Raw genomic sequence first — 13,729 nt, 5'->3', positions numbered from 1 at the left:
GCTACACCAATCAATGGCGCATCAAATAAAAACAAGGGGGTACCTATGAAAATTCAATTTCAAATCACACCAATGCAAACAATTGAAAAGCAGGTGCCCCGTAGCTCTTTGGGGGCACCTGCACTACTGCGAAGGTGTCGAGATGAAATGCTTAAGCACTTACAACTACGAAATACTTAACTTCCACATCGAACCAATGGCCTCCACAACGACTCGAGAACCCATAGAGGATGAGGGTGCAAGTCTTGAGTTTTGTAGTGCGGCGCAAATCGAGCGCCGCCCGCGCGGCGCATCGCGGATAAATCCGCTCCTACATTTGTTGCAACGTGCCACGGTCTGTCAGGCCATGGTTGTTCGCCTTTGGCGCACGGCGATAAATGGGGGTAGGCGGCAGCGCCAAACCTAAAACCGAGCTGTAGGAGCGGATTTATCCGCGATGCTTCACCGGCCTCTTCGCGGGACAAGCCCGCTCCCACAGACACCCCACTGTTCTTGCGGGCGGTGTTTACCTGTGGGAGCGGGCTTGTCCCGCGAATGGGGCGCAAAGCGCCCCGCCAATCACAACCCCTCCAACTCCGCCATCAAATCACTCAACCGATCCACCTTCTCCTCATCCAGCGCACTGTCCTGCAACCCGCGCACATACGCCGCCAACGCCTCCACCGTGCTGCACTCGAACATCGCCCGCAGCGGCACATTAAGCTGCAACTGCTTCTGCACCCGCGATGCAATCTGCGTAGCCAGCAACGAATGCCCGCCGAGCTCGAAGAAGTTGTCATGCACCCCTACCCGCTCGGCCTTGAGCACATCGGCCCAGATGCCGGCGAGCACCTCTTCCAGCTCATCACGCGGCGCCAGGTAGGCCTGGCTGTGCTGCCCGCCGATATCAATGGCCGGCAGGGCCTTACGGTCGAGCTTTCCGTTGGCGTTGTGCGGCAGGCTGTCGAACCAGCCCCAGTGCAGCGGCACCATGTATTCCGGCAATTCGGCACGCAGGCGTTGCTTGACCTGCTCTAGCAGCGCGGCATCGGCGCTGACACCTTGGTGAGCCACCAGATAGCCAACCAGATGCTTGCCATTGCCGCCTTCCTGCACGCCCACGGCGGCATCACGCAGCTCGGGCTGCTCGTGCAGACGGGCCTCGATCTCGCCCAGCTCGATGCGGTAACCGCGGATCTTCACCTGGTGGTCGATACGCCCGACGTACTCCAGCACCCCGTCCGGCCGCTGCCGCGCCAGGTCACCGGTGCGGTACAGCCGCTCGCCTGGTGCGCCGTGCGGATGCGGGATGAAGGCCAGCGCAGTACGCACCGGATCACCGACATAGCCACGCCCGACGCCAGTACCGGCAACGCACAACTCGCCCACGGCCCCCAGCGGCACCAGGGCCTGGTCCTCGCCGTACAGGTACAAGCGGTTGTTGTCGGTTGGTGTGCCGATCGGCAGGTAACTGCTGCGGGTCGACTCGCGGTCGACACGGAAGAACGCCACATCGTCCGAGCATTCCGCCGGTCCGTAGGCGTTCACCAGGCCAATCCCCGGGTAACGCTGCAGCCATTGCGCCGCCAGCTCCGGTGGCATGGCCTCACCGGTCGGCAACATCCAGCGCAGGCCGTCCAGGGCCTGGTGGTCGTTGGCCAGCATGCCCTGGATCAGCGACGGCACGCTTTCCAGCACGGTAATGCCGGTGGCCTGCACATGGGCCAGCAGGCCCTGCGGATCATGGGCGATGGCGTTCGGCACGATCTCGACCTTGGCGCCGAACAGCGGTGCGGCAAGGAACTGCCATACCGAAATATCGAAGCTCTGCGAGGCGGTCTGGGCGATCACGTCATGCTCGCTCAAGGCCAGGTACGGCACCTTGCTCAGCTGGTTGTTGAGCATGCCGCGCTGTTCGACCATCACGCCCTTGGGCAGGCCGGTGGAGCCGGAGGTATAGATCACGTAGGCAAGGTTGTCCGGCCCACTGTGAATGCCGGGGTTGTGACTGGCGATGTGGCTGCCCTGGACCTCTTCCCACACCAGCAACTGCGGCCGGGCCACGCCCGCCAGTTCGTCCAGCAGCTGACGCGCCTGCTCGGCACAGGCCGCGCTGCACACCAGCACCGGCGTGCGGCTGAGCTCGACGATGCGCTGCAGGCGCGCCGAAGGCAGGCCCGGGTCCAGCGGCAAGTAGCCGGCCCCGGCCTTGAAGCTGCCGACGATCATGCCCAGCAGCGGCAAACCACGCTCGGCCAGCAACGCGACCGGCTGGTCGATGGCCACGCCGGCCGCGACCAGAGCATGGCCCAGGCGGTTGGCCGCGAGGTTCAGCCCGGCGTAGTCATAAGATGCCTCCAGGCAACGGGCGACCGTGCGCTCGGGGTGCGCGGCGACCTGCGCTTCGAACAGCGCGACATAACTCTGCTCCAGGGCATAGGCCCGCTCGGTGCGGTTGCAGTCGTCGAGCAGGAAGCGCTGTTCCGCCTCGCCGAGCAGCGGCAGCTCGCTGACCTCGCCGTCGAAGCCTTGCACCAGCGCCAGCAGCAGGCGCTTGAACTCGGCCAGCAGACGTTCGATGGTCGGGAAGTCGAAGTAGCGCTGGTCGAACGACAAGTGCAGGCCAAGGTCGTCGCCCGGGTAGCACACCGCCGTCAGCGGGAAGTTGGTGTGGGTACGGCCCGAGTCGGAGCTGGCGTTCAGGTGCTGGGCATGGTCGAGCACCGCGCTTTCCACCGGCGCGTTCTCGAACACGAACAGGCTGTTGAACAGCGGCTGGCCCTTGGGCAGTTCGCTGCACGCCTGAATCGCCACCAACGGCAGGTACTCGTACTCGCGCAGTTCCATGTTGCGCTCCAGCAGGCCTTGCAGCCACTGGCGCACACTGCGCCGCTGGCCCGGCTCGGGCAGCTGCACGCGCAGGGCGATGCTGTTGATGAACAGGCCGACCGTGCGCTGCATCTGCGGCAGGCTCACCGGGCGCCCAGCCACGGTCACGCCGAAGGCCACGTCGCGGTCGCCGCTGTAGCGTGCCAGCACCAGTGCCCAGGCTGCCTGGGCGAAGGTGTTGATGGTCAGCTGGTGGGCCTGGGCCAGTTCGCGCAGGCGCACGCCGTCGCTGGCCTCCAGACGGGTGTAGCAGTCGCCGACGACCATGCCTTCGCCTGCGTGGTCATTGCGCAGCGGGCGGTCGCTGGGGATGGCCGTGGCGCGTTCGAAGCCGGCCAGGTTGGCCTGCCACCAGCCACGTGCCTCGTCCAGGTCCTGGCGTTGCAGCCAGCCGATGTAGTCGCGGTAGCGCGGCGGCACCGGCAGCTGCGCCTGGCGGCCTTCGCCGAGGGCCTGGTAGAGCGCGAAGAAGTCGTTCATCAGCAACGAACGGCACCAGGCATCGATGAGGATGTGGTGGTTGCTCATCATGAACCAGTAGCGCTCGTCGTCGACCCGCACCAGCCGCAGGTGGAACGGCGCCTCGCGCAGCAGCTCGAAACCGGCCTCGCGCTCCTCTTTGTGCAAGGCTTGCAGGCGCTGCTCCTGGGCCGCCTCGTCGAGACCGCGCCAGTCCTGGTAATCGACCGGCGTGTTGCCCGGCTTGTGGATGATCTGCAGCATCGCTTCGCCAGCACTCCAGCTGAACGACGCACGCAGGGCTTCGTGACGCGCCACCACGGCCTGCCAGGCCTGGGCGAAACGCTGCGGGTCGAGCGCGCTGTTGATCCGGTAGCGGTCCTGCATGTAGTAGATGCCGGTGCCCGGCTCCAGCAGGGTGTGCAACAGCAGGCCTTCCTGCATCGGTGTCAGCGGGTAGACATCCTCGATCTCGGCAGCCGGGATCGGCAGCGCGTCGATCTGCTCCTGGGTTAGGTGCGCCAGCGGGAAGTCCGACGGCGTGAAACTGCCGTTGCCATCGGCCAGGCAATGCTCGACCAGGGCCAGCAGCTCCTGGCGATAAGCCTCCGCCAGTTGCGCGATGGTCTGCTCGTGGTAACGCTCGCGGCTGTAGGTCCAGCGCAGTTGCAAGGCACCGCCATAGACCTGGCCGTCGACGCTGAGCCAGTTCGGCAGTGGCGCATCGAGGTCGTGGGCCAGGCCCGCCGGGGCATCCAGCGGCTGGAACAGCGCGGCAGCATCGAACTGCTGGTCGAACTGGCCCAGGTAGTTGAAGGTGATCCGCGCCTGTGGCAGCGCCGCCATGCTTTCCCGCGTGGCGTCGTCGGCCAGGTAGCGCAGCACGCCATAACCCTGGCCTTTGTGCGGCACCTGGCGCAGTTGCTCCTTGATCCGCTTGATCGACGCGGCGCGCGCGCCATCGTCCTCGCCGGCCTGGGGGTCGAGGCGCAGCGGGTAGGCGTTGGTGAACCAGCCGACGCTGCGGGTCAGGTCCATGTCTTCGAACAGGCCGTCACGGCCATGGCCTTCGAGCTGCACCAGCACTTCCTGATCACCACTCCAGCGACACAGGGTGCGGGCCAGGGCGGTCAGCAGCAGGTCGTTGACCTGGGTGTGATAGGCCGCCGGGGCCTGCTGCAGCAACTGGCGGGTCTGCTCGACATCCAGGCCGATGGCCACAGTGCTGGCGTGGCGATGCAGGTTGCCGCCCTGCGGGTGATCGCACGGCAGTTCATGGCGCACGCTGGCCAGTTGACCTTGCCACCAGCCAAGCTCGTCACGCAGCGAGTCGCTGCCGGCGTAGCTGCCCAGGCGCGCGGCCCAGTCAGCCATGGCGTGGGTCTTGGCCGCCAGCGGCTGGCCACGGTACAGCGCCTGCAGGTCTTCGAGCAGTACGCGCCAGGACACACCGTCGACCACCAGGTGGTGGATCGCCAGCAGCAGACGCTGGGCGCCCTGCCCGTCCGTTACCAGCAAGGCACGCAACAAGGGGCCCTGCTCAAGATCGAGGCTGCGTTGCACGTCGCTGTACAACGCCTGGCAGTCGTCGAAGTCGGCCACCGTGGCGGTCCACAGCAGTTGCACATTGGCAGGCGCGGCGAATTCGCCCTGCCAGCGGCCATTGGCCTGGGTGAAGCGCAGGCGAAGGCTGTCGTGATGCTCCAGCAGCGCCATCAGTGCCTGTTCAAGCTGAGCCTTGTGCAACGATTGGCGCACTTGCAGCAACACCGCCTGGTTCCAGTGCTGGGGCTGAACCACCTCGCTGTCGAAGAACCAGTGCTGGATCGGCGTCAGTCCGGTCTTGCCCTGCCGCGCACCCTGCTCGATGCCGCTGGCCACTTCGCTGTGGGTGACCACGGCGGCAAGCGTCTGAATGGTCTGGTGCTGGAACAGGTCGCGCGGCGTGAACTGCAGCCCCAGTTGGCGGGCACGGCTGACCACCTGGATGGACAGGATCGAATCGCCGCCCAGTTCGAAGAAGTTGTCCTGCACACCCACGCGGGACACGTTGAGCACATCACGCCAGATCTGCGCCAGTTGCGCCTCCAGCACGTTTGCCGGCGCCTGGTACTGCTGGCGCGCCTGCTCCAGATCAGGCAAGGGCAAGGCCCGGCGGTCGAGCTTGCCGTTGCCCATCAGTGGCAGGCTGCCCAGCAGCACCAGGTGCGCCGGCACCATGTAATCCGGCAGGTGCAGGCGGGCATCGGCCTTGACCGCTTCACGCAGCAAGGCCTGGGCTTCGCTGTCGGCGCTGGCCTGCTTGCACACCAGGTAACCTACCAGCTGTTTGCCACCTGGCAGGTCGAGGGCCAGGACCACGGCCTCGTCGACATCGGCATGTTCCTGCAGGCGGCTTTCGATTTCGCCAAGCTCGATGCGAAAGCCTCGAATTTTCACCTGCTGGTCGGCACGGCCGACATACTCCACCAGGCCGTCGGCGCGCAGGCGCACCAGGTCGCCGGTGCGATACAGGCGCCCGCCGTCAGTGCTGAACGGGTCGGCGACGAAGCGCTCGGCGCTCAGGCCCGGGCGGTCGTGGTAGCCCTGGGCGAGGCCAGCGCCGCCGACGTACAGCTCGCCGATGCCCCCTTGGGGCAGCAACGCCAGGTCTTCGTCGAGGATATAGGCGCTGCGGGCGCCGATTACCCGGCCGATCGGCACACTGCCGGCGTCGGCGGGCAGGGTGTCGGGCGCAAGGCACGCCAGCGGCATGACCACCGTCTCGGTCGGGCCGTAGGCGTTGAAGAACTGCTGCGGCGCGAAGGCCTGGCGGATGCGCTGCAGGTGCTCGCCGGTCAGCGCTTCGCCGCCGGTGATCACCAGGCGCACCGGCAACTGCTCGCCCTGCCCGGCCAGGTACTGGGCCAGCTGGCTGCCGTAGCTCGGGGTGAAACCGAGAATGCTCACCTGCTGCTCGCGCACCAGTTGGCAGATGTCCTCGGCGCCCCATTGGCCCTGGGCCCGCAGCACCACGCGCGCACCACACAGCAGCGGCACCAGCAGGCGTTCGCTGGCGGCGTCGAAGTTGATCGAATAGAAGTGCAGTTCGCAGTCGTCGCTGCGCATGCCGAAGGCGTCGATCACCGCCTGGCAATGCATGGCGATTTCACCGTGGCTGACCACCACGCCCTTTGGCTTGCCAGTGGAGCCGGAGGTGTAGATCAGGTAAGCCTGGTGCTGCGGCAGGTTGAGGTTGTCCAGCGCTGCATCGCTGTAGGCGGACAGGCTTGCGGCGTCGTCTTCCAGACTCCAGCGCTGCACGCCGGGCGGTAGCTCGCCGAGGGTTTCGAGCAGGCTGCGCTGGCTCAGCAGCAGGCCGATGCGGCTGTCCTCGATCATGTAGCGCAGGCGGTCGAGCGGGTATTCCGGGTCCAGCGGCACATAGGCGCCACCGGCCTTGAGGATGGCCAGCAGGCCGACCACCATTTCCAGCGAGCGCTCCAGGGCCAGACCGACACGTACCTGCGGGCCCACACCGCGTTCACGCAGCGCTCGGGCCAGGCGGTTGGCCTGCTGGTCCAGCTCGGCGTAGCTCAGGTGTTCGCCTGCGAACGTCAGCGCGCCGGCTTGCGGCGTGCGCGCTGCCTGGGCGGCGAACAGGCCGTGGATCGTCTGGTCGAGGGCATGGTGGTGCTCGCCCTGCAACTGGCCGATCAATACCTGCTGCTCGGCGTCCGCCAGCATCGGCAGTTCGCACAGGCGCTGCTGCGGGTCGTCGAGCAGGCCGGCCAGCAACTGCTGCCAGTGTTCGGCCATGCGCGCGATGCGCGGCGCGTCGAACAGGTCGCGGCTATAGGTCAGGCAGCAGCCCAGGCGGCCATCGAGGTCGGTGACTTCCAGGTACAGGTCGAACTTGGTGGCGCTGGCGTCGTTGACCAGGTAGTCCACCTGCATGCCGGCCAGCTCACGGCTTTGCTGGAAGGCCCAGCGCTGCACGTTGCACATCACCTGGAACAGCGGGTTGTAGGCGCTGCTGCGCGGCGGCTGCAGGGCTTCAACCAGTTGCTCGAACGGCAGGTCCTGGTGCGACTGGCCTTCGATGGCGGCCTGGCGCACCTGGTCGAGCAAGGCGGCGGCGCTCATCTGCCCGTCCAGCTCGCAGCGCAGCACCTGGGTGTTGAGGAAGGCGCCGATCAGGCCTTCGCTTTCCGGGCGGATGCGGTTGGCCACCGGCGCACCGATGCGCAGGTCGCGCTGGCCGCTGTAGCGGTGCAGCAAGGCGGCCAGGGTGGCGGTCATGGTCATGAACAGGGTCAAGCCGCGCTGGCTGTTGAATGCGTGCACGCGGGCGACCAGCGCCGGGTCGAGGTCGAAGCGGTACAGCTCGCCACGGTGGCTCTGCACCGCCGGGCGTGGTCGGTCGGCGGGCAGCGCCAGCACCGGGTGTTCATCGCCCAGGCGGGCTTTCCAGTAGGCCAGCTGACGGGCGCCCTCGCCGCTTTCCAGCCATTGCCGTTGCCACAGGCTGTAGTCCAGGTACTGCACCGGCAGCGGCGCCAGGGGCGACTCGCGGTCGTCGACGAAGGCCTCGTACAGCTCGCCCAGTTCGCGGGCAAAGATGTCCATGGCCCAGCCTTCGGTGACGATGTGGTGCAAGGTCAGCACGAAGTAATGTTCGCGATCTTCGGCCTTCACCAGCCAAGCGCGCAGCAGCGGGCCACGCTCCAGGTCGAACGGTTGGTGCGCTTGCTCGTCGGCCAGTTGCTGCAGACGCTGCTGGCGGGTGGCGTCGGGCAAGGCGCTGAAGTCCTGCCAGTCCAGTTGCAGCGAGCCGTCCTGGGCGACGCACTGATAAGGCACGCCGTCGATGGCCGGGAAGGTGGTGCGCAGGGTTTCGTGGCGCACGATCAGCGCCTGCAGGGCACGCTCGAAGGCATCGACATGCAGCGTGCCGCGCAGGCGCGCCATGCCGCCAACGTTGTACGCCGGACTGTGCGGCTCCACCTGCCAGAGGAACCACATGCGCTGCTGGGAATACGACAACGGCACGGCCTGGCGGCGGTCGACGCGGGCGATCTCACCCTGCAGGTTGTGCTCGCCGGCTTCCTGGATGTGCGCGATCTGCGCGCAGAAGGCGCCTAGCTCGCTGGCCTCGAACAGCACTTTCAGCGGCAGCTCGACATCGCAGGCCTGGCGGGTGCGCGAGACGATCTGGGTGGCCAGCAGGGAATGGCCACCCAGGGCGAAGAAGTCGTCGTGCAAGCCGACGCGTGGCAGGTTCAGCACCTCGCGCCAGATCGCCGCGACCTGCTGCTGCAGCGCGGTCTGCGGTTCGACATGCTCGCGCTGCTGCCAGACCGGCGCAGGCAGGCCCTTGCGATCGACCTTGCCGCTGGGGCCCAGCGGCAGGTGTTCAAGGGCGATCAGTTGCGCCGGCACCATATAAGCAGGCAGGCGCTCGGCCAGATTGGCCAGCAGCGCATCTGCCGCTGCAGTGCCGCTGTAATAGCCGACCAACTGCGCGCCAACCGCGTCCTGGTGGATCAGCACCAGCGCCTGTTCGACCCCTGGCTGGCTGAGCAGGCACGCCTGCACTTCTTCAGGTTCGACGCGAAAACCTCGCACCTTCACCTGCTGGTCGAGGCGGCCAAGATATTCCAGTGCATCGGCCTGTACCTGCCAGCGAGCGCGGTCGCCACTGCGGTACAAACGCGCGCCGTCGCCATCGGCCTGGGGCACGAAGCGTTCGGCGGTCAGGCCTGGGCGGCCCAGGTAGCCACGAGCCAGGCCCTCGCCGCCCAGGTACAGCTCGCCCGGTACGCCCGGGGCGGCCAGTTGCAGCTCATCATCCAGCACACGGCAGAGCACGTTGCCCAGCGGCCGGCCGATTGGCGAGCGGGCGCCGTCCTCGGCTCGGCAGTGCCAGTGGGTGACGTTGATGGCGGTTTCGGTCGGACCGTAGCGGTTGTGCAACTGCACCTGCGGCAGCCGTTGCAGCACGCGGTCGCGCAGGCTCGCCGACAATGCCTCGCCACCGGAGAACAACCGGCGCAGGCTGGTGCAGCCCGCCGCCAGGGGTTCCTGGACGAACACTTGCAAGAGCGGCGGCACGAAGTGCAGCGTGGTCACGCCATGCGCCTGCACCAGCGCGGCGATGCGCTGCGGGTCGCGGTGCTCACCGGGGCCGGCCAGCACCAGCTTGCAGCCGGTGATCAGCGGCCAGAAGCATTCCCACACCGACACGTCGAAGCTGATCGGCGCCTTTTGCATCAGCACGTCGCTGTCGTCCAGCGCGTAGGTGGCCTGCATCCACTGCAGGCGCTCGGCCAGCGCCGCATGGGTGTTGCCCACGCCCTTGGGCTGGCCGGTGGAGCCGGAGGTGTAGATCACGTAGGCGAGGTTGTCGCCGTGCAGGTGCAGGCCCGGCGCGTGGCTTGGCCAGCTGTCCAGGTGCAGTTGGTCGAGGGCGATGGCGCTGACGCCGTCGACCTGCGGCAAGGTGGCGAGCATGCCGCTGTGGCTGAGCAGCAGGCTGGCCTTGCAGTCGCGCAGCATGTAGGCCAGACGCTCGGCCGGGTAGTCGACGTCCAGCGGCACATAGGCACCGCCCGCCTTGAGGATGGCCAGCAAACCGATCAGCAGTTGCGGCGAACGCTCGACGGCGATGGCCACACAGGTGTCGGGGCCGACGCCTTTGTCGCGCAGGTAATGGGCCAGGCGGTTGGCCTGCTGGTGCAGCTCGGCGTAGTCGAGGCTGCCACCTTCCCAGGCCAGCGCCGTGCGCTGCGGGGTCTGGCGCGCCTGTTCGTTGAGCTGCTCGACCACCAGGCACTGAGGCGTCGGTGCAGGCGCCTGGCCCCAGGCAAGCAGTTGCCGGCGGCCTGGCTCATCAAGGAGGTCGACATCACCCAAGGCCAACTGCGGTTGCGCACACACTTGCGCCAGCAGTGCCAGCAGGTGCTGGGCCAGACGCTCCACGGTGCCGCGCTCGAACAGCTCGGCCGCGTAGTCGAAGGCCAGGCTCAGGCGGCCCTGATGGTCTTCTTCGCTGTGCAGTTGCAGGTCGAACTTGGCTTCGCGGCTGTGCCACGGCAGCTCTTCGGCCAACAGGCCCGGCAGGCGGCGCAGGGCCGACAGGTCGCGCTGCTGATGGTTGAACATGACCTGGAACAGGCCTTGCTCACGGGCTTCGGGCAGGGCTTCGAGCAGTTGCTCGAACGGCAGGTCCTGGTGGGCCTGGGCGTCGAGGGTGGTTTGCCGTACTTGCGCCAGCAGCTGGGCGAACGGCTGGCGGCTGTCCAGTTGCGCGCGCAGCACCTGGGTGTTGATGAAGAAGCCGACCATGCCCTGGGTTTCCTGACGCGGGCGGTTGGCGTTGGGCACGCCGACGCGGATGTCGGCCTGCCCTGTGTAGCGGTGCAGCAGGCCTTGCCAGGCTGCCAGCAAGACCATGAACAGGCTGGTCTGTTGCTCGCGGGCCAGGCCCTTGAGCGCCTCGGTGAGCTTGGCCGGCACTTTCAGGTTCAGGCGTGCGGCGTGGTTGGTCTGCTGGCTGGAACGCGGCTGGTCAGGGTAAAGGTCGAGCACCGGCAATGCATCGCCCAGCCGGGCTTTCCAGTATTCCAGCTGGCGCGCGCTTTCGCCTTCGGCCAACCACTGGCGCTGCCAGTTGCCATAGTCGGCATACCCCAGCGACAGCGGGGCCAACAAAGCTTCAAGGCCTTGGCAACGGGCGGCATAGAGCTTGGCGAACTCGTCGAGCAGGATGTTCAGCGACCAGCCATCGGCAACGATGTGGTGCAAGGTCACCCACAGTTGATGGTCTTCGTCGTCCAGTCGCGCCAGGGTCACGCGCAGCAGCGGGCCTTGACCCAGGTCGAACGGTTGCTGTGCTTCCGCTTCGCGGCGCTCGGTTACGGCTGCGGCATCCAGCCCTTGCAGGTCGAGGCGGCGAAGCTTGAACGGCTGCTCGGGCAGGATACGCTGCAGGGCCTGACCGTCTGCTTCGCAGAACACCGTGCGCAGCGCCTCGTGGCGCGCTACCAGCGCCTGGAACGCCGCCTCCAGTGCGGCCTCGTCCAGCTCGCCGCGCAGGTGCAGACCGGCGGGGATGTTGTAGGCGGCGGATTGCGGTTCTAGCTGCCACAGCAGCCACAGGCGGTTCTGCGCCAATGACTGAGGCAGCGCCAGGCCACGGCTCAGGGATGCGATGGCCGCGTTTACGCCACCGCCCTCTTTGATGATTGCCGCCACGGCCACGCTGTATTCGGCAAGGGTCGGCGCTTCGAACAAGGCGCGCAGGTTCAGTTGAATGCCGAGCTCATCGGCCAGGCGCGCGGTGACCTGGGTGGCAGCGATGGAATTGCCGCCCAGCAGCAGGAAGTGATCGTCGGCCGCTACCGACTCGACCTTGAGGATCTCGCACCAGACACCGGCAATGCGTGCCTGCAGGCCATCGCCGGCTGCGGTGGCCGCGGTTGATTCGGTAGCGGCCGGGAAACGGGCGTAGCTATCGAGGCTACCGTCATCCATGCGCAGGCGGCAGGCCGAACGCTGCAGCTTGCCGCTGGAGGTCTTGGGCAGTGCGCCCGGGTTGAGCAGCAGGACCACGGCCGGCGCCTGGCGACAGGCATCGGCGATGACCTGGCGCAGGGTCTTGATCAGCGCCTCGGGCTGCATGGCCTTCTGCACGTTGCGGCTGATTTCCACCGCCACGCCGATCCCCTCCTCGCCCTGATCGTCCACGGCGAACACGGCCACACGGCCTTTGCGCAGCTGCTCGACCTCACGTTCCAGGGTCTTTTCCAGATCCTGCGGGTAGAGGTTCTGGCCGCGCACGATCAGCATGTCCTTCAGGCGCCCGGTGACGAACACTTCGCCTTCGCGCATGAAGCCGAGGTCGCCGGTGCGCAGCCAGGTCTGTCCGTCCATTTCCACGAAGGTTCGGGCGGTGGCCTCGGGGTTGCGCCAGTAACCCAAGGCGATACTCGGGCCAGCGGCCCAGACCTCGCCCACCTGGTCGTCGTCCAGCCATTGCTGGTGTTGAGGCTCGACGATGCGCACGGCGTGCCCCGGCTGCGGGTAGCCACAGCTCATCAGCACGCTGCCCTGCCCGGCTTGGGCGTGGTTGGCGGCCAAGGCCTCGGCATCCAGCTCCAGTGCCGCGATGCCCTGCCCGCGGCGGCTGCCGCTGACGAACAGGGTGGCCTCGGCCAGGCCGTAGCTGGCGAAGAAGCTGCTCGGCTGGAAACCACAGGCGGCGAACTTTTCGGCGAAGGTGTCGAGGCTGTCCTGGCGGATCGGTTCGGAGCCGGAATAGGCCACGCGCCAGCGGCTCAGGTCGAGGTCGGCCAGGGCCGCTTCGCTGACCCGCTCGCTGCACAGGCGGTAGGCGAAGTCCGGCCCGCCACTGATGGTGCCGCCGTATTCGCTGATCGCCTGCAGCCAGCGCAGCGGTCGGGCCAGGAAGTAGCCCGGCGACATCAGCACACAAGGCACGCCGCTGAAGATTGGCTGCAGCAGGCCGCCGATCAGGCCCATGTCGTGGTACAGCGGCAGCCAGCTGACGATCACGTCGTCGGGGTTCAGGTCGATGCCAAAGCCGTGGCGGATCAACAGCTCGTTGGCCACCAGGTTGCCATGGCTGACCTGCACGCCCTTTGGGAGCGCCGTGGAGCCGGAGGTGTACTGGAGGAAGGCGATGTCGTCGCCGGCCAGCGTCGGCTCGCGCCAGGCCTCGGCCAAGCTCGGGTCCAGGGTGTCCACCGCCAGCAGTGCGGGGGCGTTGTCGCCAGCCAGGGCTTCGAGGCCCTGCAAGCTGTCGTGCAGCGCCGCCACGGTCAGCAGCAGACGCGGCTCGGCGTCGTCGATGATCGACAGCAGGCGCTCCTGATGGTGACGGCGCGACGACTCCGGCGGATAGGCCGGTACGGCGATGACACCGGCATACAGGCAGCCGAAGAACGCCGCGACATAGTCCGGGCCGCTGGGGAACAACAGCACGGCGCGGTCGGCGAACCCCGCTTGGGCCTGCAAGGCGGCGGCAATGGTGCGCGCGCGACGGTCCAGCTCGCGGTAACTGAGCACGGCCTGCTCGCCGGGGGCGTCGGCCAGAAAGCGCAGGGCTATGCGGTCCGGGGTGTGCGCGGCACGTTGCGCCAGTGCCTGGACCAGCGAGAGCGGGAGTTCGAAGGCGTCCGTCATGGGGTGTTCCTGCCAGTGTCTGGGTAAGTCGGGCCGGCTGCCTCGCGCAAGGGCGGCGGGCAGCATGCGGCGGCCGGATGTACACAGGGGAACGGATGGGCAACGGAAGAAATTAACGGCGAAACGCGGTGCCGGAAGGTGCAGAAAGTGAACTGCATCACGGCTGTCGGCTTAGAACTGAAACTAATGGATACTGATTAACTTTCGTATTTGACAA

1 protein-coding gene is annotated in these 13,729 nt (G+C 67.0%); it reads right to left on the bottom strand.

The window, feature by feature from the left end; genetic code table 11:
• Positions 1–558: 558 nt before the first annotated feature.
• Positions 559–13,512 (bottom strand): non-ribosomal peptide synthetase, encoded by a 12,954-nt coding sequence (locus tag ACIPZB_RS19035; RefSeq protein WP_400642088.1) that lies wholly within the window; start codon positions 13,510–13,512, stop codon positions 559–561.
• Positions 13,513–13,729: the final 217 nt, after the last annotated feature.

The organism is Pseudomonas sp. NPDC089396 (assembly GCF_044749545.1).
Lineage (GTDB): Bacteria > Pseudomonadota > Gammaproteobacteria > Pseudomonadales > Pseudomonadaceae > Aquipseudomonas.
This window is presented reverse-complemented; position numbering and strand designations above follow the sequence as displayed.